The sequence below is a fragment of the Pseudomonas sp. GW821-FHT09D08 genome, from assembly GCF_059416305.1.
On the sequence record NZ_JBWKOX010000010.1, the window covers coordinates 85,516 to 107,098 of the forward strand.

At 63.9% G+C, this 21,583-nt stretch carries 18 protein-coding genes; 11 read left to right on the forward strand and 7 right to left on the reverse strand.

Annotation, left to right across the window (positions count from 1 at the left end; translation table 11 throughout):
- Positions 1-6: 6 nt before the first annotated feature.
- From AC07OP_RS18475 to AC07OP_RS18490, 4 genes are all read left to right on the forward strand, one after another.
- Positions 7-1,593: an arylsulfatase gene (locus AC07OP_RS18475; protein WP_495102094.1), complete on the forward strand. Its 1,587-nt coding sequence runs from the start codon at positions 7-9 to the stop codon at positions 1,591-1,593.
- 75 nt (positions 1,594-1,668) lie between these two features.
- Positions 1,669-4,167, forward strand: a complete 2,499-nt coding sequence (locus AC07OP_RS18480) for a fused MFS/spermidine synthase (RefSeq protein WP_495102095.1) — start codon at positions 1,669-1,671, stop codon at positions 4,165-4,167.
- Positions 4,168-4,210: 43 nt separating this feature from the next.
- Positions 4,211-5,758 (forward strand): J domain-containing protein, encoded by a 1,548-nt coding sequence (locus tag AC07OP_RS18485; RefSeq protein ID WP_495102096.1) that lies wholly within the window; start codon positions 4,211-4,213, stop codon positions 5,756-5,758.
- Positions 5,755-6,729, forward strand: coding sequence for a DUF3829 domain-containing protein (locus tag AC07OP_RS18490; protein ID WP_495102097.1), 975 nt, complete (start codon positions 5,755-5,757; stop codon positions 6,727-6,729). The genes AC07OP_RS18485 and AC07OP_RS18490 overlap by 4 nt, the downstream gene beginning before the upstream one ends.
- A gap of 3 nt (positions 6,730-6,732) precedes the next feature.
- Here AC07OP_RS18490 and AC07OP_RS18495 read toward each other — a convergent pair whose 3' ends face one another.
- Positions 6,733-7,404 carry a DUF3313 domain-containing protein gene (locus tag AC07OP_RS18495; RefSeq protein ID WP_495102098.1) on the reverse strand — a complete coding sequence of 224 codons (672 nt, stop codon included), beginning with the start codon at positions 7,402-7,404 and terminating at the stop codon, positions 6,733-6,735.
- Positions 7,405-7,576: 172 nt separating this feature from the next.
- Here AC07OP_RS18495 and AC07OP_RS18500 point away from each other — a divergent pair, with 172 nt between their 5' ends.
- Positions 7,577-9,790 (forward strand): multiheme c-type cytochrome, encoded by a 2,214-nt coding sequence (locus AC07OP_RS18500; RefSeq protein WP_495102099.1) that lies wholly within the window; start codon positions 7,577-7,579, stop codon positions 9,788-9,790.
- 5 nt (positions 9,791-9,795) lie between these two features.
- Here the strand turns inward: AC07OP_RS18500 and AC07OP_RS18505 are convergent, their stop codons facing one another.
- Positions 9,796-10,290 carry a hypothetical protein gene (locus AC07OP_RS18505; protein WP_495102100.1) on the reverse strand — a complete coding sequence of 165 codons (495 nt, stop codon included), beginning with the start codon at positions 10,288-10,290 and terminating at the stop codon, positions 9,796-9,798.
- Positions 10,291-10,484: 194 nt separating this feature from the next.
- On the opposite strand from AC07OP_RS18505, the gene ccoN reads away from it, so the two are divergent.
- From ccoN to AC07OP_RS18520, 3 genes are all read left to right on the forward strand, one after another.
- Complete coding sequence (gene ccoN / locus AC07OP_RS18510; RefSeq protein WP_115487299.1) at positions 10,485-11,912, forward strand: cytochrome-c oxidase, cbb3-type subunit I; 1,428 nt, start codon at positions 10,485-10,487, stop codon at positions 11,910-11,912.
- Between the two features lies 1 nt (position 11,913).
- Positions 11,914-12,123 carry a hypothetical protein gene (locus AC07OP_RS18515; RefSeq protein WP_065941548.1) on the forward strand — a complete coding sequence of 70 codons (210 nt, stop codon included), beginning with the start codon at positions 11,914-11,916 and terminating at the stop codon, positions 12,121-12,123.
- 90 nt (positions 12,124-12,213) lie between these two features.
- A complete protein-coding gene (locus tag AC07OP_RS18520) occupies positions 12,214-12,906 on the forward strand; it encodes an aspartate/glutamate racemase family protein (protein WP_115487298.1) in 693 nt (230 codons plus the stop codon).
- Here the strand turns inward: AC07OP_RS18520 and AC07OP_RS18525 are convergent.
- The 4 genes from AC07OP_RS18525 to AC07OP_RS18540 form a co-directional block, all read right to left on the reverse strand.
- Positions 12,903-13,415 (reverse strand): GNAT family N-acetyltransferase, encoded by a 513-nt coding sequence (locus AC07OP_RS18525; RefSeq protein ID WP_115487297.1) that lies wholly within the window; start codon positions 13,413-13,415, stop codon positions 12,903-12,905. The two genes, AC07OP_RS18520 and AC07OP_RS18525, sit on opposite strands and share 4 nt — an antisense overlap.
- Before the next feature lie 60 nt (positions 13,416-13,475).
- A complete protein-coding gene (locus AC07OP_RS18530; protein WP_495102101.1) occupies positions 13,476-14,540 on the reverse strand; it encodes a DUF1176 domain-containing protein in 1,065 nt (354 codons plus the stop codon).
- A gap of 55 nt (positions 14,541-14,595) precedes the next feature.
- Positions 14,596-15,735 (reverse strand): glycerate kinase, encoded by a 1,140-nt coding sequence (locus tag AC07OP_RS18535; protein ID WP_495102102.1) that lies wholly within the window; start codon positions 15,733-15,735, stop codon positions 14,596-14,598.
- Between the two features lie 91 nt (positions 15,736-15,826).
- Positions 15,827-16,933 (reverse strand): sugar diacid recognition domain-containing protein, encoded by a 1,107-nt coding sequence (locus AC07OP_RS18540; RefSeq protein WP_495102103.1) that lies wholly within the window; start codon positions 16,931-16,933, stop codon positions 15,827-15,829.
- A gap of 173 nt (positions 16,934-17,106) precedes the next feature.
- Between AC07OP_RS18540 and AC07OP_RS18545 the strand changes: the two genes are divergently transcribed.
- On the forward strand, positions 17,107-18,417 hold the full coding sequence (locus AC07OP_RS18545) for an MFS transporter (RefSeq protein ID WP_115487291.1): 1,311 nt from the start codon (positions 17,107-17,109) through the stop codon (positions 18,415-18,417).
- A 63-nt stretch (positions 18,418-18,480) separates the two neighbouring features.
- Here AC07OP_RS18545 and AC07OP_RS18550 read toward each other — a convergent pair whose 3' ends face one another.
- On the reverse strand, positions 18,481-19,185 hold the full coding sequence (locus tag AC07OP_RS18550; protein ID WP_495102104.1) for an SDR family oxidoreductase: 705 nt from the start codon (positions 19,183-19,185) through the stop codon (positions 18,481-18,483).
- 101 nt (positions 19,186-19,286) lie between these two features.
- Between AC07OP_RS18550 and AC07OP_RS18555 the strand changes: the two genes are divergently transcribed.
- Positions 19,287-20,189: a LysR family transcriptional regulator gene (locus tag AC07OP_RS18555; protein ID WP_495102105.1), complete on the forward strand. Its 903-nt coding sequence runs from the start codon at positions 19,287-19,289 to the stop codon at positions 20,187-20,189.
- An 81-nt stretch (positions 20,190-20,270) separates the two neighbouring features.
- Entirely contained in the window at positions 20,271-21,281 is a 1,011-nt protein-coding gene (locus tag AC07OP_RS18560; RefSeq protein ID WP_495102106.1) for an aldo/keto reductase, read from the forward strand.
- Positions 21,282-21,583: the final 302 nt, after the last annotated feature.

Genomic DNA, 21,583 nt, shown 5'->3' on the forward strand with positions numbered 1-21,583 from the left:
AGTCTTATGACTCGCATAAGTAAGTGGCTGCCGAAGCTCGCCCTGGTGGCGGTTTCGGTGATCGGCACCTCGGCATCCGCCTGGGCCGCCGACAAGCCGAATATCCTGGTGATCTTCGGCGATGACATCGGGCAAACCAATATCAGTGCCTATTCCATGGGCGTGGTTGGCTACAAGACCCCGAATATCGACCGTATCGCCAAAGAAGGCATGATGTTCACCGACTACTACGCGGAGAACAGCTGCACGGCCGGGCGCTCGTCCTTTATCACTGGCCAGACGCCGTTGCGCACCGGCCTGTCGAAGGTGGGCATCCCGGGGGCGCCAATCGGCCTGCAAAAGCGCGATATCACCATCGCCCAGGCGTTGAAGTCGCTGGGCTACTCCACCGGGCAATTCGGCAAGAACCACCTCGGTGACCGCGACGAATACCTGCCGACCAACCACGGTTTCGATGAGTTCTTCGGCAACCTGTACCACCTCAATGCCGAAGAAGAACCCGAGCGCCCTTACTGGCCCAAGGACGACGCGGAGTTCGTCAAGGCCAACACGCCGCGCGGGGTGATCCACAGCTTCGCCGACGGCAAGATCGAAGACACCGGCGCCTTGACCACCAAACGCATGGAAACCATCGACGATGAAACCACCGCGGCGGCCCAGGCGTTCATCAAGAAACAGGCCGAAGCCAACAAACCCTTCTTCGTGTGGATGAACACCACGCGCATGCATGTGTTCACCCACGTGCGTGACTCGATGAAGGGCCAAAGCGGCATGCCCGGCAACGAGTACGCGGATGGCATGCTCGAACACGATGGCGATGTGGGCAAGCTCCTGCAAACCCTCGACGAGCTGAAGATTGCCGACAACACCATAGTGGTCTACACCACCGACAACGGGCCGAACCAGTTCTCCTGGCCGGACGCGGCGACCACGCCGTTCCGCAACGAAAAGGACTCCAACTGGGAAGGCGCCTACCGCGTGCCGGCAATCATCCGTTGGCCAGGCAAGGTCAAGCCGGGTGAGGTTTCCAACGAAATGCTCTCGGGCCTCGACTGGTTCCCCACGCTGCTGGCCGCCGCCGGTGATGGCGACGTCAAGGACAAGCTGCTCAAGGGCTGGGCGCCGACGGCAGGCGGCACCAACTTCAAGGTGCACCTGGATGGCTACAACCAGCTGCCGTACATCACCGGCCAGCAACCCAAGGGTGCGCGCGACGAGTTCTTCTACTTCAACGATGACGGCGCGCTGGTGGCCGTGCGCTTCGACAACTGGAAAGTGGTGTTCGCCGAGCAGCGCCAACCGGGTGGTTTCCGCGTCTGGAGCGAGCCGTTCGTGCAGCTTCGGGTGCCGAAGATCTTCAACCTGAGGATGGACCCCTATGAGCGCGCGGACGTGGTCTCCGACCAGTACTACGACTGGAGCACCAAGAACGTCTACCTCGGTGCGGTGGCGGTGACCAAATCGGCGAAGTTCCTCGAGACCTTTATCGAGTACCCGCCCAGCCAGAAGCCGGCCAGCTTCGGCATCGACCAGATCCGTGAGGCGGTCGACAAGAAAATTGAAGCGAAAATGAAAGCGGCGCCTGCGGGCTGAAAATGCGAGCGGGGCGAGTCGACGAGTCGACTTGTCCCCTCCCGCAGGATGTTGAGCACTCTGTGGAATTCGGTAATGACCTCACGTACTGCAAGCAAACCTCTTGAAGCGACCCGCGCCCCCTCGATCCTCTTGCCTGCCCTGCTCCTGTTTATCTCCGGTGGCGCAGCCCTGGTTTATCAGGTGTTGTGGATCAAGCAGCTGTCGCTGGTGGTGGGTGTAGAGGTGTATGCGCTGACCACCGGTATCAGCGCTTTTTTTGCCGGACTGGCCCTGGGCAGTGTGGTGTTTGGACATCTGGCGGACCGCTTTGCGCGGCCGCTGCTGTTATATGCAGGCCTGGAATTGCTGGTCGCGGTGCTGGGGGTGGGCGCCACGCTGGCCCTGGGCATCGCGGCCGAACCGTTTGCCTGGCTGGAGCAGCGTATCGGGGTGCTCGCCTGGGGACTGCCATTTGCGCTGGTGGGGCTGCCGGCGCTGTTGATGGGCGGCACGCTGCCGGTGCTGGTTCGCACGCTGGCGCTCGATGCCAAGGGCTTGAGCCAAGCCGGTGGGCGCTTGTACGCGGCCAATACCGCCGGGGCGATTGCCGGGACGTTACTGACGGCGTTTGTGCTGATCGCACAGTTTGGCGTGCGCGGCAGTGCGTTGGTCGCGGCGCTGCTCAACCTGGTCGCCGCAGGCGTTGCACTGCTGTCTGTGCGTCAGCACCTGCCCGTAGCCACCGCGCCCGCGCCCGCGCGGACCGTGCAACCGGCGCGCCTGGCCCTGGTGCTGTACGCCATCGCCGGTGGCGTAGCGCTGGGGTATGAGGTGGTGTGGTCACAGTCCATCGTACCGTTCATGAGCACCCGCACCTATGCGTTCGCGGTGGTGCTGGCAACCTACCTGACCGGGCTGTTCATCGGCAGCCAACTGATGTCGCGCCGGGTTGAACGCCTGCGCGATCCATGGGGTATCTTCGGCCTGCTGATTGCCGGTGCAGGGCTGGTGGCGCTGGTTGAAATCGCCGTGCTGGGGCGTTGGCTGGTGCTGCTGCAAACCCAGGCCGAGGCGTGGGTAGCGAGCCTGGGTGGGAGTGAATTACCCGGCATGAGCGCGCGCTTTGCGGTGGCGGCGCTGTGCATCGTGTTTGTACCGACGTTACTGCTGGGTGCTGCGTTCCCGGTGGCGTTGCGCTTGAGTGTCGGCCACCGCCATGTCGGGCGTGACGTGGGTGCCGTGGTAGCGCTCAACACCCTGGGCGGAATTGTCGGGGTGATGCTCTGCGGCTTTGTGCTGATTCCCTGGCTGGGGCTGGTGCGCACCCTGGGCCTGTTGGCGATGATTGCCGGCGCTGTGGGTTACGTGGCCGTGCGCCAGGGCCATGGGGTGAAAAAAGGCCGGCGCCAGGCCGTGGTCGCACTGGGGCTGCTGTCGCTGGCCGTGGCGCTGCTGACCCCGGTGGATCACCTCGCCAGGCTGCTGCCCGCTGCGCGCAATGCCAGCCTCGCGTTTTACCAGGAAGGCCGTGGCGCCACCGTGGCAGTGGTCACCCAGGGCCAAGGTGCAAGGGCGTTCCAGCGCTTGTATATCCAAGGGGTGTCCAATACCGGCGACGCCATGCCGTCGTTGCGCTATATGCGCATCCAGGCTTTGTTGCCGCTGTTGATTCACAACGCCGAGCCCAAGTCGGCGCTGGTGATCGGCTTTGGCACCGGCATCACGGCGGGTGCCCTGCTGCGCTACCCGGGGCTGGAACGGCGAGTGGTGGCCGAGTTGCTGCCATCTGTCGTGCAGGCCGCGTCACTGTTCAAAGGCAATTTCGACGCCGGCCGTGATCCGGCCCTGGACGTACGCCTGCGCGACGGTCGCCAGGAGTTGCTGCGCAACCCGCAGACCTATGACCTGATCACCCTGGAGCCACCGCCGCCCTCCGCCGCCGGCGTGGTCAACCTGTATTCCCAGGACTTCTACCAACTGGCAGCCACGCGCCTGGACACACATGGCCTGCTGGCGCAGTGGCTGCCGCTGCCGACGCAAAACATCGACGACTCCCGCGCGCTGGTGCGCAGTTTTCTCAACGTGTTCCCCTACGCCTCGCTGTGGACCAGCGAATTCCACGAGATGCTGCTGGTGGGCTCCCACGATCCCATCGAACTGGACGCCGAGCGCATTCGCCAACGGTTCGCGCAACCGGGTGTAAGCGGCGCACTGGCTGACGTCGGTATCGATTCGGCCGCCACGCTCCTCGCCACCTGGGTCACCGATCACGAGGGCCTCGAGCGTTTTGCCGGCGATGCGCTGCCGGTCACCGACGACCAACCGCGCATCGAGTACGCGCCGTGGGTACGCAGCAAAGAAATTACTCGGGTGCTGCCGGCGTTGCTCGACCTGCGCGTGCCCGCACCGCTGGTCAACGCCGATGCGGCCTTCATCCGCACTCTGGCCGCCGAGCAGCAACGGCTGCTGCAGTTCTACCGCGCCAGCCTGCATGCCTATGATGGCGACCGTGACGCCTGGGGCCGGGATATTCGCGATGTGCTGCAGCAGGACAGCGCCAACCCCTACTACCGCTGGTTTATCACCCCGTAAAACAGGTAATGTGCGCGCGATTGTTTAGGGAGTTGCACCGCACATGACTTGCTGGAATGTCCTTGGCCTGCCACCGGATGCCGATAGCCGCACGATCAAGCGCACTTACGCTGCGCTGCTGAAGAAGACCCGGCCGGATGACGACCCCGAGGGTTTCCAGCGCCTGCGCGAAGCCTATGAGGCCGCGCTGACGTGGAGCGAGGACCCGCAGGAAGCCGACGAAGTCGTCATCGAGACCCATGGCGAGACCCTGGCCGAGCGTTACCAGGCGGCGCTCGGTAATGGCGGCGCGCTGCACTTCGAAATCCACCTGCTGTTGCGCGACATCGAGGGCGACCTCAACCCCGAAGACACGCGCTGGGCCTTTGAAACGTTCAACTGGCTGACCGCCTGGCAGCGCCTGGAGTTGCCCGCCGAGCTGGTCGAAAAGCTCGAGCGCAAGCACCGCGCGGCCTTGCAGCAACCGCTGCGCGAGGCTCTGGGGCACAAGGATGAGGCGGCGTTCCTGGCCGCTTATGCAGCGCGCGACGAGCACCCGTGGGTGAACAATCATCCACATGCCGAGTGGTTCAACCAGTGGCTGGCGCGGCTGCTGGCGCAGAGTCACTACTGGTCGAGCGCCGTATTCGAGGCAGTCTGCGCCGGCCAGCACTGGCACGGCGGCGCGGGCCATGACTGCCCGGCAGACGAGTGGACGCTGCTGTTGCGGCGCCAGCAAGCGCCAATCTTCATGGCGCGCCAGCGTGCCCTGGCGGCCGAAGCCCCCAACACCCCGCAACAACGGGCCGCGCGGTTGCTGCTGGCACCGCTGAGCCTGGGCCAGCGGCGTGCCTTCGCCCTGCGCTTCAACGAGCACGACTGGAAAGCCTGCCAGGCGCTCAGTGCCGACATCTACGCCGACCACGTGGCCGAAGCCGAGGCGATGCCTGGCGGCACTGTGTATTTCTGGCAAGGCTGGGACACGGCGATGGACACCTGGCCGTGGCTCGTCGCGCTGGTGTTGAGTTGCCTGGTCGGCGCGCTGGCAAAGGCCGAAACCCTGGCCGGCAACGTGGTACCGACGCTGGGCTACGGCGTGTTGTGGGCATTCGCCGCAGTGATCGGCGCCGGCGTGGCCTGGCAGGCCTGGCGCCCGCTGGCCCATCAGTACCGCGTGCTGGATGAGCAGCTCAGTCAACGCCTGCCCCGCTGGCTCAGCCCTACGCACTTGCCATTGTTGCCGATACGGGACCTGCTGCCTGGACTGATCCTCGCGGCCACGCTGGGGTATATCTTCAGCCCGCTTGCCAGCCTGACACTGGTGGCGGTGCTGGCGCTTATCGGCGTGATCAAGCGACCCTTGATGAACAGTCACACCCCGTGGACCGCGCGCAATCCGCGCTGGGCCGCACTGGGCATGGCACTCTTGGTGATCCTGGGGATTGCGCTGTACGCGGGCCTGGCTCTGCTCGACAGCCAGCACCGCGTCACCCGCAACCAGGGCCTGCAACCCTGGACCGAACGCCTGTGCAGTCGCATGCCGCGCACCGACACCGCGTGCCAGGCCCCCGCCACCGAGGCGCAGTGGTATGGTCAGGAGGCTACGCAATGAATCCTAAATGGCTGGTGCCTATCAGCCTGGTGCTCGGCCTGGGCTTGCTCGGCGTGGCCGGCGCCACCAAACCGCTGCAATACGCGCAATTGTGGCTCGACCAGCGCGACAGCCCCTACACCGCGGCGGCCAGCGCCATTGCGCCGATCATTGATTGCGTAAACCGCGTCGATCGGGAAACACGCCTGGCCTACTACTTCATGAGTACCGGGCAGGAGGAAGTGCGCAGCTACGATAAATTCGGCGACCGCAGCGAGCCCGATGCCCGCTATATCCGCGCGTCGGTCTGCTCTGAGCTGTACACCCTGAAACTGCGGCGCCAGCAACCCGACAGCCCCCTGCTCGGGCCCGCCGCGACCTACGCGGCCAGCCTGAACAGCTTCACCTCGTTGGCTGATCGGGTCACGCTGCCGGAGTGGGCGTCTGCCGCGCAGCAAATCCTCGTCGAAGCCGTGAGAAAACAGTATGCGTTGCAACTGGCCGAGAAAGGCCAGGACTACCTGGCGGCCTCGACCGCCCTGCGCACGCCGCTGGAGCAGGCCGACATGGCGGTGCGCCCGGCGCAGCTGGCGTTGATCGAGGCACGCTTTGGCCGGGACTTGCACTGGCAGGTGCTCAATTACATGATCGCCGCGCGCCAGGCCGTGAACCAGATCGAGCAAGGCATGCGCAACGCCAGCCTGACGCCGCCTACCGTGGCAGCCTTGGCCGACACCGTGCAACAGGCGGCAGACAGCGCCCGCGCCTATGTGCGTACCCATCCGAGCGGCAAGCTCGACGAAGAAGCCCGTTTTCTCTGGTACACCCTGAACGAGCCGGCCGACGCGTACCTGTCAGCCTTGCGCACGCTCACCCAACACTGGCACGAACACGCCCCACCGCAGCAACTGAGTGACGACTATTACCTCGTCACCCGCCGCTACGATGCCCTGCTCAGCTACTACAACAAACCGGCCAGGAATGCGTTTTAAGCGTCAGTGCTTTTTCAGCTTCAGGTAAGACTGATGCAGGTCCGATGCCCAGCCATCAATGACGCTTTTGACATCGTCGGCCTTCATCACCTGCGAGTCGTTCGCCAGTGGCTTGCCGGTGCCTTTGCGCACCACTTGCGCAAGCACCTTGCCATTGGCCCCGTCGAGGAACTGCGCCTCGGTGCCGAGGGTGGTTTCCTGGTCGCGGATGCCGGTGCCGGTACTCACCGCAGCCGCCACCAGGGCAACCGGAATGTATTCATACGGCTTGAGGGCCTCGGTCTTGCTGCTCACCGCCGTGATCGCCGCGCGCACCACAATCACGCCAGGACCGGGGGCGTTGGCCAGAGGCAATGATTTGCCCAGTTCGCGTTTGAGTGCCTGGTTGAAATAGGCGTTGATGCCATTGAGGGTGCTGTCGGGGATTTTCGAGGTGGCTTGGGGCTTGGGGTAGAACTGGGTCGGTTCGATGTACACCGCGTTGTAGCGACTGAGGTCCAGCTTGGGATCGACCCAGCGCATGACTTCCGCGCCCGACGGTGACCTGGCTTCCTTGAGCTGGCTGTAGTTGGAGAGAAAACCCGAGTACTCGTCCGGCTGCGTAACCTTGCTGGCACAGCCTGCCACTGCGATTGAGGCGAGGCACAACGTGCTGATCAATAGCCTGTGTTTCATCATTGAACTCCCTGGCGATCATCATCGGAACACTGAGCTGTAGGTATAGCCAATCCTGGCGAGATAGCGCTTTTTTCGCCTGCCTGTTTGACAGGACTGCGGCCAGCGTCAAAGCTGCACGAAGCTTAAGCACGCCGTAGAGCGTCCATGCATCAAGACAGCGGAAGTCGGAATGCCCAAGCCCAAACCAGCACCTGTCGTACCCCACCGTGACTCATCCCGTCGTTACCTGTACCCCGTCCTGATTGTGCTGCTGTTGGTGACCATGGCCGGGATCTGGTTTTTCCTCCAGGCCAGTACGCCTCGGTTACCGGCTCCGGCGCCCGTGGTGGTGGCCAAACCGGCGATCATCCCTCCGCCTGCACAGTGGGTCGACGAACAACAGTGCCAGGGCTGCCACCAGGCCCAGGCCAAGGACTGGCAAGGCTCGCACCACCAACTGGCGATGCAGCCCGCCACGCCGCAGACGGTCCCGGCGGATTTCAACAGTGCGTCGTTCAGCGCCGAAGGTGAAACCACAAGGTTCTATCAACGGGGCGATGAGTTCTGGGTCAACACCCCCGGCAGCGACGGCAAGGTGGCCGACTTCAAGGTGGCCTATACCTTTGGGATTGCGCCGTTACAGCAATATTTGATCGATGTCGGCGACGGTCGCTTGCAGGCCTTGGGCGTGGCCTGGGATACCCGCAAAGGCCGCTGGTTTCATCTCTATCCGGGCCAGGGCGTCACCTTCAAGAATCCGTTGCACTGGAGCAAACCCAGCCAGAACGCCAACTTCATGTGCGTGGAATGCCACACCACCGGCTACAAGCGTAACTTCGACGCGGTCAACAACCGCTTCGACAGCCAGTGGAACAGCCTTGGCGTGGGCTGCCAGGCCTGTCATGGCCCGGCCTCCAACCACTTGCAGTGGACCGCCAAAAACACTGATGCGGTGCACGCCGGGTTTGCCGTGGATTTGAAAGACAAGGACGCCACCGTCGAACTCGAAACCTGCGCGCGCTGCCACGCACGCCGTGCGCCCCTGGGCGATGGGTTCACCGTGGGTAAGCGCCTGATGGACGACTATCTGCCCAGCGTGTTGACCCGTGAGCTGTATGCCCTGGACGGCAAGATCAAGGATGAGGTGTTTGAACACGGCTCCTTCGCCCAAAGCAAAATGGCCGAAAAAGGCGTGCGCTGCAGCAATTGCCACAACCCCCACAGCGCTGAACTCAAGGCACCGGGCAATGGGGTGTGCCTGCAGTGCCATAACCCGGCGGGCAAGACCCCGATCGCCACGGTGGACGGACGTGGCTTGCAGGCAAAAGACTACGCGTCCATCGAACACACACGACTGCCGCCTGGCCAACCCGGTTCGTTCTGCGTCGATTGTCATATGCCCGGTAAGTTTTACATGGGCAACGACTTCCGGCACGACCACAGTTTCAGCATCCCCGCCGGCGCGCGTGATGTGCTGCGCGCCCCCAGCTACGCAGACAGCATGGCGCTGATTCGCAGCGGCCAGCCGGGTGCCGCCCAGGCCCTGCATGATCAGCTGGCGCGCAGCAACCTGCCGGCGATCCAGCGCGCAACGATGCTGATGGAGTTGCCCAACTATCCGAGTGAACGCGCGCTGAGACTGGCGACCAAGGACCTGGCCAACACCGCCCCGCAAGTGCGCGAAAGTGCCGTGCGCGCGGTCAGTGCGTTGTTGCCGCCAGCAGAACGTGTCGCGCTGTTTGGCCCCTTGCTCGAGGATCCGGTGCGTGCCGTGCGCATCCTCGCCGCGCGCGATCTGTTGAGTGTGCCAGGCCAGGGTGCGGCCTGGGGCAAGGCGATCGTCGAGTACGAGCAGGTGCAGTCGAGCCTGTTGGAACGCGCCGAAGCCAACCTCAACCTGGCGATGCTTTACCAGGCCAGCGGCCGTCATGACAAGGTCGAGGCCCAGCTACGCACTGCCCTGCTACGCGATCCTGATTTTTTCCCGGCGCTGGTCACATTGGCGCAGTGGCTGGAAGCCAATGGTCGCGCCGAAGAAGCACGCAGCCTGATCACCCGGAAACTGGCCGAGCATCCCGACGCCGCGCTGTTGCAACACACCCAGGGTTTGATGCTGATACGTAGCGGCGCTGCCGCAGAAGCCATGGGCTACCTGCGCAATGCCGCGCGCCTGGACCCGGCCAACGCCCAGTATGGGTTTGTCCTGGCGGTGGCCTTGCATGACAGCGCCGAGGTCAAGCAGGCCTGCCAGCAACTGGAAGACGTGCTCCAGCGTCAGCCGTATCACCGCAATGCGCGGCTGTCGCTGATCCAGTACTACCTGGAAAGTGGCCAGGAACCCAGGGCGCAACGGGTCATGCAGGACTGGAAACAACTCAACCCTGGCGATCCGGCGCTGAAGTAGACGCTTCAGCCGCGTTCGCGCGGAATCAGGCTCTGCAACTGCGAGGCCAGGAAATTGGCGTCGAAGCCAAAGGTGTCCGGGTCTTTGAGGCCATTGGTTTTCTTCCACAGCCAGTCGTTTTTGTCGGCCGGCAGCACCAGCGACACGCTGCCGTGGCGGGCAGCGGTCAAGCCCATCACCGAGAGCGAGATCACGCCGCCCACGCCCATGACTTCAGGCACGAACTCCACGGTCTTGCCGGTGATCTGCACCAGCAGCTTTTCGGTCTTGAAGGTCGAGGTCTCCACCGGCACGCCCGGCCCGCTGGCGACATAGGCTTCACGGTGCACCTCCAGCAGGCCGACAGTCTTGACCGGCTCCAGCCATTGCTCGATCTGCCCGAACAGCTCGTCGAGCTTGTGCGCCCAACGGGCCGACTGCACATCGAACTGCTGCTTCTTGTGCGCTTCGCTATCGGCGTAATGACGAAGCATCTCGCCCAGTTGCTGTACATCGTCCATTGCGGATTTCCTTGGGTGTGCCAGGTTGCGATGCCCGATCATGGCAGATGCGGCCACTCACCGTACGATTAACGCTGACAGGCCTGTGGGCGTGCTTGTCGACTGATCCGCTGTAATGAGGTTTTTCTGAGCCTGTTTTGTTTTTCCCGCGTTTCCTACAGTGCCCGCCACTTGGAACCGTGGGAGGACTGAGCATGAGCACAGCAACAACCGGGCAGGCCTATAACTATAAAGTCGTCCGCCAATTCGTGATCGCCACCCTTGTGTGGGGCGTGGTGGGCATGGCCATGGGGGTGTGGATCGCGTCGCAACTGGTGTGGCCCGAGATGAACCTGGACTTGCCCTGGACCACGTTCGGCCGGCTGCGGCCGTTGCACACCAGCCTGGTGATCTTTGGCTTCGCCGGCAGCGCGCAATTTGCCGCCAGCTATTACGCGGTGCAACGGACCTGCCAGGTACGCCTGTTTTCCGACCGCCTCGCCGCGTTTACCTTCTGGGGCTGGCAGTCGGTGATCGTGATCATGCTGGTCAGCCTGCCCCTGGGCTACACCACCACCAAGGAATACGCCGAGATCGAGTTCTCCGGCGCGGTGTGGATGACCGTGGTGTGGGTGGCCTACGCCATTGTGTTCTTCACCACGGTGGTAAGGCGCAAGACCCAACATATCTACGTGGGCAACTGGTTTTTCGGCGCGTTTATCCTGGTGATCGCCATGTTGCACGTGGTCAATCACCTGGCCATCCCGGTGGATTGGTTCAAGTCCTACCCGGTGTATTCCGGCGCGACCGATGCCATGGTGCAGTGGTGGTACGGGCATAACGCCGTGGGCTTTTTCCTGACCACCGGCTTCCTGGGGATGATGTATTACTTCGTGCCCAAACAAGTGGGCCGGCCGGTGTACTCCTATCGACTGTCCATCGTGCACTTCTGGGCGTTGATCACCCTGTACATCTGGGCCGGCCCGCACCATTTGCACTACACCGCCTTGCCCGATTGGGCGCAGTCACTGGGCATGGCCATGTCGCTGATCCTGCTGGCCCCGAGCTGGGGCGGCATGATCAACGGCATGATGACCTTGTCCGGTGCCTGGCATAAGCTGCGCACCGACCCGATCCTGCGTTTCCTGGTGCTGTCCCTGGCGTTCTATGGCATGTCGACCTTCGAAGGCCCGATGATGGCGATCAAGACCGTCAACGCCCTCTCCCACTACACCGACTGGACCATCGGCCACGTACACGCCGGCGCCCTGGGCTGGGTGGCGATGATCACCTTTGGCTCGCTGTACCACATGATCCCCAAGCTGTTCGGCCGCGAGCAGATGCACAGCGTGGCGCTGATCAACCTGCACTTCTGGCTGGCAACCATCGGCACGGTGCTGTACATCGCGTCGATGTGGGTCAACGGCATTACCCAAGGCCTGATGTGGCGAGCGGTGAACGACGACGGCACCCTCACCTACTCGTTTGTCGAAGCCTTGCAGGCCAGCCATCCGGGGTTTGTGGTGCGGTTTGCGGGGGGCGTGTTTTTCCTCACGGGCATGTTGCTGATGGCCTACAACACGTGGCGCACGGTGCGGGTCGCAGACTTGAACGTGGCCCGGCTCGATGCGCGGATCGCCTGATATGTGGAGCGTGCTGATCGTGGTGTGCCTGTACGCTGCAGTGGAGTATTGCCTGCGCGGGCAGTCCGAGACGAGCCTGGACGAAGCCAGCATGTTGCCGTTCGCCGACGACCCGGAGGTGGCGCGGCGCGTGGAGCAGGCCACGGGCAAACCCATCCACGCCATTGCCGCGGAGCAACCCCGGCCGGGATGGGTCAACCTGGACATGTGAAACTGCTCCGGTCATTTGGCGGGCAACTGCGTATGACTATTCAGCGGCTGATGGGTAAGGTGAAGCGACTTTCCCTGTCAGGAGCATCGCATGCGCACCATCGGCCTTATCGGCGGCATGAGCTGGGAGTCCAGCGCCGAGTACTACCGCATCATCAACCAGCGCGTGCGCGACCAGCTCGGCCCGCTGCGCTCGGCACAGCTGTTGATGTACAGCGTGGACTTCGGCCCGGTGGAACAGGCCCAGCACGCCGGGCGTTGGGATGACACCGCGCTGATCCTGGAAGACGCCGCGCGCCGTTTGCAGGCCGGCGGCGCCGAATGCGTGGTGCTGTGTACCAACACCATGCATTTGGTGGCGCCGCGTATCGAGGCGGCGGTGTCGATTCCCTTCCTGCATATCGCCGATGCGGCCGCTGCGGCGGCGGTGGCGGCCGGTACCTTGACCGTCGGCTTGCTCGGCACCGCGTTCACCATGGAGCAGGATTTTCTCACGTCGCGCCTGGCCGCCCAGGGCCTCACCGTGCTGGTGCCGGACGCGGAGGAGCGCCGCGCCGTGCACCGGATTATCTATGAGGAATTGTGCGTCGGCGTGATCAGCGATGCGTCACGCCAGGTTTACCTGCGGGTCATCGAGTCCCTGGCCGCACGGGGTGCCCAGGCGGTCATCCTCGGCTGCACGGAAATCAGCCTGCTGGTCAAGCCCGAACACAGCGACCTGCCGCTGCTGGACACCACCGAGCTGCATGCGCAGGCTGCGGTGGCGTTTGCACTCGCGGATTAAGCCGACTGGCGCAGGCGCGCCATGCTCAGGGTGTCGACAAACACCCCATCGCGCAGGGCGTAGTCACGCAAGCGCCCTTCGACCTCGAAGCCGAACTTGCGGTACAGGTGGTGCGCGGCGTCGTTGTCGGCGTACACCGTGAGTTCCACCCGGTGCAGGTTCATCCAGTTGTCGGCCACGTCCAGCGCGGCCGTCAACAGCCGCGAGCCCACGCCCTTGCCCTGCCAGGCCGTCGCCACACCCATGCCGAACGAACCGACATGGGCCTGGCGTACGCGCAGGTACTGTTCCAGGCCCAGTTGGCCGATCACCTCGCCGCCGTGCACCGCCACCAGTTGCAGGCGCCGCTCGTTGTCGGTGACCAGGCGTTTGCGCCAGACATCCACCGACTGGAACGGCATCTGCAGCACCTGCCGGCACACGGCCGGTTCGTTATAGAGCGCCGCCACACCTTCAAGGTGGGCCTCGGTAAAGCGCTGGATCACGATATGGGGTTCAGGTGCGTGCATGGGTTTCATCCTTTGAAAGACACGTGGCCGGCCAGTGTAGAGGCCATGCCTGCTCCCTGGCTAGGGCGCCGGCACGGTCGTCCATAACGACGGCCAGTCGCCGTAACCGACACCGGTGCAGCGCGGCATGCTATGAAACTCACTGAGCTGGAACGCCTTGCCGTCAAACACCCAGACACCACCACCGCCACAGTCACCGATGCCGCGCTGCTTGTAGAAATAACTCAAGGTGCCGGTGGCTTCGTCATAGCCCACCGAGCCTTGCAGCGCAGCGCCGTCCAACGGCAAGGGCTCAATCTCCAGGGGCGTTTGCGCATAGGGCGCCTGACGTTGGCGGCTGACCACGTCGAACTCACAGTTGTAGGCCGCGCAGTCGTAACGCACCACCGTCATCGCCTGTTGCGCCGTCAGCGCCCCGGCCTTTGCCTCGGGCTCACCCTCCTCCGGCGTCACGGCCTGCACTGCAGCGGCCACCAGGCCGGCCTGTTCCTGCGCGGTCAACGCCGGCGGCGCAGGGAACTTGCGCAGCACCGGTGTTGGCAAACGTGGCGGCACCTCACGGGCCGGCGCTTTTCCGGGGCGTGCCAGGGCCGTCACGTTATCCAACCGCCCCTGCGCCGCATCCATCAACAGCAGCGAAGCGCTCAGGCCGCTCAGCGACACATGGGCCTGCTCATCACCCGGCAATTGCAGGCGCTGGCCATTGCGCAAACGCTGCAACCAGCGCCGCGCCGCAGCGTCCTCGATCACACCGTAAGACTGCACCTCGGGATCGCCGCCCTGATCGTCCAGTTCCACATGCAGATCCCGGGTCAGCTCCAGGCCCAACGGCTGACCGTCCAACAGCAAGGTCGACAGGTCCAGCGCTTCGCCACGGTGGTCGAAGCGCAGGCGCAGATACCCTTCGGGACCGGCCTGATGCCAGATATGCAAGGTCAGGGAGCTGTAGTCTTCTTCATCGACGCCACTGGGCGCGCTGAGGGCATGGCAATTGCGCAGGTTATCGCACCCGGTGACCCAGTTCTTGATTTCCCGCAGCAGCGGTACGGTTTCAGCGGGCGGTTGAGCGAAGGCCTGGGTGGCGCTGCCGGTCAGCAGCAGGGCCAGGAGTACGGGGCGCAGCATGGGGACTCTCCGTGTCGATAAATGACGCGGATTGTCCCATGTTCGGCGTGATGCGTCAGCGCTTGGCCGCCACACGCCACACCCGCGCAATATCCGCCGCGCGCTCGCGCAGCAAACGCGGTGCCTCACTGCAGGCCCGCTCCAGGCTCATCGGGCCGCTTGGCAAGGCAAACGCCGCCGCCACGCCATGGGCATACATCTGCTCGTAGCCGTCGCCCAGGGTGCCGGCGATGACGATCACCGGGACGCCGTGTTGCCGGGCGATGCGGGCCACGCCGAAGGGGGTTTTGCCGCGCAGGGTCTGGGCATCGAAGCGGCCTTCGCCGGTGATGACCAGGTCGGCGCCGCGTACGGCGTCGTCAAGGCCCACCAGTTCGGCAACGACTTCCACGCCCGCGCGGAACTGCGCGCCGAGGAACGCCTTGGCGGCAAAACCCAGGCCGCCGGCGGCGCCGCTGCCGGGCTCGTCGCGCGCGTCCTTGGGCAGGACCTTGGCGCAGTGATCGGCGAAGTGGCCGAGGGCGGCGTCCAGTTGTTGCACCTGCTCGGGGCTGGCGCCTTTTTGCGGGCCGAAAATCGCCGAGGCGCCGTGGGGGCCGCACAGCGGGTTGTTCACATCGGCGGCGATTTCAAAGCGTACCTGGGCCAGGCGCGGGTCGAGTTTTTCCAGGTTGATACGTGCCAGTCGTGACAAGGCCAGGCCTCCCGGTGGCAAGGCCTGATCCGCAGCGTCGAACAGTTGCACGCCCAGGGCCTGCATCGCCCCCGCGCCGCCGTCGTTGGTGGCGCTGCCGCCAATTGCCAGAATGATGCGCCGGGCACCCAGGTCCAGGGCCGCGCGAATCAGCTCGCCGGTGCCGTAGGTGCTGCTGGTGCACGCATCGCGCTGGCCTGGCGCTACCAATTGCAGGCCGCTGGCTTCGGCCATTTCGATGATCGCGGTGTGGCTGTCGGCCAACCAGCCCCAACGTGCTTCCACCGCGGTGCCCAAAGGCCCGCGCACCGCCTGGCGGCGCAATTGGCCGTTACAGGCGGCGAGCACCGCGTCCACCGTGCCTTCACCACCGTCCGCCATTGGGCACTGGATCAGCTGTGCGTCCGGCCAGACTTGCGCCAACCCTGCGGCAATGGCCTGGGCGACGCCCTCGGCACTCAGGCTGTCCTTGAACGAGTCGGGGGCGATGATGATTTTCATGGGCTTTCTCCGGTTTTTATCACGCCCATGCTGCCAGTTGGCACCGCCGCTGACGCCGGTCCGATGCACAAGTGCGGGTAAGGTTTGTTGTTCATTCCGACAAAGCCTGGGGCAGCAGTTGCACGCCGAGGTACAGCGCCAGCATGCCATCCAGGGTCAGCGGGTCGACGCCGCTGAGTTCGGCGATGCGCTCCATGCGGTAACGCAGGCTGTTGCGGTGAATGCCGAGGGCGTCGGCACAGGCCTGGCTTTGCCCGTCGTGTTCACACCAACTGCGCAGCGTGGCCTGGAGTTGGCCGTTGCTGTCCTTGGCCAGCACCTTGCGCAAGGGGTTGAGCAGTTCGTCGAGGGCATCGTCGTTGCGATGACGCCAGAGCATCACGGGCAGGCGGTAGCGGTTGAGGGTCAACAGCCGCGAGTGCGGCAGTACATCGCGACCGTAGGCCAGCAAATCGCCAACCCGCCGATAACACCGGCGCAATCCGGCCAGGCCATCCGCCTGGCCGCCGACGGCCACCCGCAGGATGTTCCAGCCCAGGCCTTGGAGCTTTTCCAGCAACCGTGGATTGTCCACCTGCTGCGCCGCCGGTCGGCACCACAGCAGCGAGAACTGCGCCGAGCTCACGCACCAACTGTCCGGATAGCGCGAGGTCAGCCAGGTGTTCAAGGCCTCCGCCGATTGGCCCGCCCCCAGTTCGAACAGGTACGGCGTGCGTGCCAGCTGCGGCTTGAGGCCCAATTGCTGGGCTTCGTCGACCAGGCGTGGTGAGTCGCCGCTGTCGGCGAGGAGCAACGCCAACAGATCATCGCAACGCTGGCGTCGCCATTGCTGCTCGGCTTGCTGATGACGATGGCTGACGAGCATTTCGGCGGTCATGCGCACCAATTCGGCATAGGTGCGCAACAGCTCGGGCTCGCCGGTGATGCCCAGTACGCCAATAAGGCGCTGATCGTGCATCAGCGGCAGGTTGATGCCCGGCTGCACGCCCTTGAGGTGCTTGGCAGTCTGCCCGTCGATCTCGACCACGCGACCGTTGGCCAGCACCAATTGTGCTCCTTCGTGGCGGGTGTTGATGCGCTCGGGTTCGCCGCTGCCGAGGATCAGGCCCTGGCTGTCCATGACGTTGACGTTATAGGGCAGGATCGCCATGGTGCGATTGACGATATCCTGCGCCAGGTCATGATCCAGCTCGAACATGCGGCCATCTCCTTGAAAGAAAGTCCTTGAAAGCGTGGTTGTTCATCGGCACAGCGCAAAGCATGCATCACTGTGCGCAAGCACAAAGACAGCACCCCGCCACCTGGCCGAGACTCGTTGGGCGATCAACGTTACCTTCGCATCGCGAAAAATCATAATAAAGAGAGACTCCCATGTCACAGAGCGCCGCTGTCACACTGGCCACCGATGACGATAAAAACGCCATCTACAAGCGCATTACCCTGCGCCTGATCCCCTTCATTTTCATCTGCTATCTGTTCAACTACCTCGACCGGGTCAACGTTGGCTTTGCCAAGTTGCAGATGCTCGATGCGCTGAAATTCAGCGAAACCGTGTACGGCCTGGGTGCCGGGATCTTCTTTATCGGCTACGTGCTGTGTGGCGTGCCGAGCAACCTGGCGCTGACCAGATTCGGTCCACGGCGCTGGATTGCCTTGATGATGATCGTCTGGGGCACGCTGTCCACCTGCCTGTTGTTCGTCACCACGCCGACGCATTTCTATACCTTGCGCCTGTTTACCGGTGCGGCTGAAGCCGGCTTCTTTCCGGGTGTGGTGCTGTACCTCTCGCAGTGGTTCCCGACGTTTCGCCGTGGGCGGATCATGGCGCTGTTCATGTCGGCGATCCCGGTGTCCGGTTTGCTCGGCAGCCCGTTTTCCGGCTGGATCCTCAACCACTTCGCCGCCGGCCAGGGCGGCCTGGCGGGCTGGCAGTGGATGTTCCTGCTGCAAGGCATCCCGACCGTGATCCTCGGCGCCCTCGCCTACTTCCTGCTCAGCGACAGCTTTGCCCATGCCAAGTGGCTCAAGCCCCACGAACGCGCCGTGCTGGAAGCCGACCAGGCCACCGACCTGGCCAACAAGCCGAAAACCACCAGCGATTCACTCGCCGAAGTGTTCAAGAACCCGGCGATCTGGGCGTTCGGCCTGATCTACTTCTGCATCCAGAGTGGCGTATACGCCATCAACTTCTGGCTGCCGTCGATCATCAAGAACCTGGGCTTCAGCGATAACCTGGTGATCGGCTGGCTCAGTGCGATTCCGTACCTGCTGGCAGCGGTGTTCATGTTGCTGGTGGGCCGCTCGGCGGACTTGCGCAAGGAGCGTCGCTGGCACTTGGTGGTGCCCATGCTGATGGGCGCCATCGGCCTGGTGATTGCAGTGAACTTCGCCACCACCCCGGCCATCGCCATCCTCGGCCTGACCATCGCCACCATGGGCGCCCTCACCGGCCTGCCGATGTTCTGGCCGGTGCCGACCGCCATGCTCAGCGCAGGCGCAGCGGCCGGTGGCCTGGCGTTGATCAACTCCATGGGCCAGATGGCCGGTTTCCTCAGCCCGTATATCGTCGGTTTTGTGAAGGATGCCACCGGCTCCACGGATGTGGCGCTGTACCTGCTGGCGGCGGTGATTGTGGCGGGCAGTGTGCTGGCGTTGCGGATGACGCGGACCTTGAAGGTATAACGCGGTCCATGTGAGAGGGGCGGTGCGCCGATTCGACTTGCCCCTCCCACAATGGATCTGCGTTTACAGCAGGCCGCCGCCGTTGATATCAATGACAGCACCGGTCATAAAGCCATTTTCCATGGCCAGCACATACCCCGCCGCCACGTCCTCGGCCTGCCCCACACGCCCCACCGGCAGCGCGTCCCCCGCCTTGGCCAACATCGCCAGGCGCTGGTCCTCGGCCAACCCCGCATACGCCGGGGTATCAATCACCCCAGGGCTCACCACGTTGACCCGACGCGGTGCCAATTCTTTTGCCAACTGCTTGCCCAGGGCTTCAGTGGCGGCATTGATACCGACTTTGATGAACTGCCCCGGCACCCATTTACGCCCCAGTTGCCCGGAGGTCAGGCTGATGCTGCCGTGCTCATCGAGGAAAGGCAGCGCGTGCTGGACCGCCCGCAAGGCGCCCCAGAGTTTCACGTTGAAGTTGTCCTGAGCCTCGCCCAGGTCGGTTTCGGCCAAGGCCTTGGCGCGTACCGAGGGGCCGGAGGTGTACACCAGATGGTCAAACCGCCCGACGGTTTTGAACAACCGTTGTAGGGACGCGGCATCGGTGACGTCCACCGGTTCGCTGCGCAGGCCGTTGTCGCTACCTGACGATAGCCGCCGCCCCGCCAGCACCACCTGGGCACCGCGTGCGGCTGCGGCCTTGGCCACGGCTGCACCGATGCCGCTGCTGCCGCCAATGACGATGACCGTTTTGCCGTTGAGTGAGGAATTCATGGGGTAGTGTCCTGGGTCAGAAAGTGAGCGTTCATCTTCCCAGCTTGGCAATCGACGAAAAATCCCGGTAAAACGACAAGATATTTAAAGGATTTTTACAAATGAGCTCAATCCTCGACCTTGAAGTGTTCGCGCGCACCGCCGACACCGGCAGCCTGTCTGCCGCCGCACGCGGGCTCGGCCTCACCCCCGCAGCGGCGAGCATCGCCCTCAAACGCCTGGAAAGCCGCTTGGGTACCCGACTGCTGGCACGCTCCACCCGCAGCATGCGCCTGACCGAAGAAGGCCGGCGTTACCTCGACAGCGTGCGCGAGGCCCTGGCCGCCTTGGCCGAAGGCGAGCAAGCGCTCAAGCAGCAGAGCCAGGGCCTGACCGGCTTGTTGCAGTTGGCCGCACCCTCGGATTTCGGCCGCAATGTGGTGCTGGGCTGGCTGGATGAGTTCAAGCTGGAACACCCGCACATCCGCCTGCAACTACTGCTCAACGACAGCAATGCCGACCTGTTCCGCGACACCGTCGACATCGCCCTGCGCTTCGGCGTCCCACGGGACTCCAGCCTGGTGGCGCTGCCGGTGGTGCCCGATCACCAACGCCTGCCCTGCGCCAGCCCCGACTACCTGGCGCGCCACGGCACGCCGCACACCCCGGCGGAGTTGGCGCAACACAATACGCTGCGGTACATGCGCCAGGGCCGGGCCAACAGCACCTGGTACTTTCGCCAGGGCACCACGTTGCAGGAAGTCGAAGTGACGGGCGACTACCTGAGCGATGACGGCGAGATTGTGCGGCGTTGGGCACTGGCCGGCCACGGGATTGCCTACAAGGCCAACCTCGATATCGCCCGGGACCTCAAGGCCGGACGGCTGGTGCACCTGCTGCCGGACTGGCAGGGCGAACCCACGCCGTTCAACCTGATGTGCCCGCACCGCCTGCAAGTGTCGGAGCGGGTGAAAGTGCTGCACCGGTTTCTACAAGTGCGTTGCCAGGCCTTGCTGAGTGCATGAAGAAACGCGCGCAGGGCTTGTTCCAGAGCCGTCGAGTCTGCTATTGCATAGGCCGTGTCTCACAGCCGCAAGGAGCTTTGCATGATTTACCGCACATTGGGCCAGTCCGGCTTGAAGGTCAGCGCCTTGACCCTGGGCACCATGATGTTTGGCGAACAGACCCACACCGAGGACTCGCTGCGCATCATCGACAAGGCCTGGGACCAGGGCATCAATTTTATCGACACGGCGGATGTCTACACCGGCGGGCGCTCCGAGGAAATCGTCGGCGAGGCCATCGCTCGCCATCGTCAGGATTGGGTGGTGGCGTCGAAAGTCGCCATTGGCCCCACCGAGGGCCTGCCCAACCGCAGTGGCCTGAGCCGCAAGCGCATCTTCAACGCGCTGGAAGCCAGCCTCACCCGCCTCGATACCGACTACCTCGACATCTACTACCTGCACCGCGAAGATCACGACACCCCGCTGGAGGTGACGGTATCGGCCATCGGCGATCTGATTCGCCAGGGCAAGATCCGTTACTGGGGCCTGTCCAACTATCGCGGCTGGCGGATTGCCGAGGTGATCCGCATCGCCGAACGCCTGGGCGTGGACAGGCCGGTGATCAGCCAGCCGTTGTACAACATCGTCAACCGCCAGGCTGAAGTCGAACAGATCACCGCCGCTGCCGCGTACGGCCTGGGCGTGGTGCCTTACAGCCCACTGGCGCGCGGCGTGCTCAGCGGCAAGTACGCACCGGACGTGACTCCCGAAGCCGGCAGCCGTGCGGCACGCCAGGACAAGCGCATCCTGGAAACCGAATGGCGCGTGGAGTCGTTGCGCATCGCCCAGCAGATCCAGCAATACACCCAGGGCCGTGGCGTGGGCATTGTCGAGTTTGCCATCGCCTGGGTGCTGAACAACGCGGCGGTGAGCTCGGCGATCGTAGGGCCGCGCACCGAGGCGCAGTGGGATGCCTACACCGGCGCGCTGGACGTGAAGATCACGGCTGAGGATGAAGCGTTCATTGATTCGTTGGTAACGCCGGGGCATTCATCTACGCCGGGGTTCAATGATGTGGGCCATTTTGTCTCGGGCCGAGTGGCGCGCGCATAGCCTGATTGACCAAGTAAGGGTTGCGCAGCGGCCTTACTGCGGCGAGCGGGCTTGCTGTGGTGAGCGGGCTTGCTGTGGTGAGCGGGCTTGCCCCGCGCTGGGCTGCGCAGCAGCCCTTTAAAGCCGTCGCGTTTTTCCAGGAAAACCTCGTCGCCAGTTATTGGGGCTGCTTCGCAGCCCAGCGCGGGGCAAGCCCGCTCACCACCACCACCACCACCACCACCACCACAACAACAACAACAACAACAACAACAACACCCCGACTGCCCCTACCAGGCAGACCCAGACAGCGGCAGCGAGAC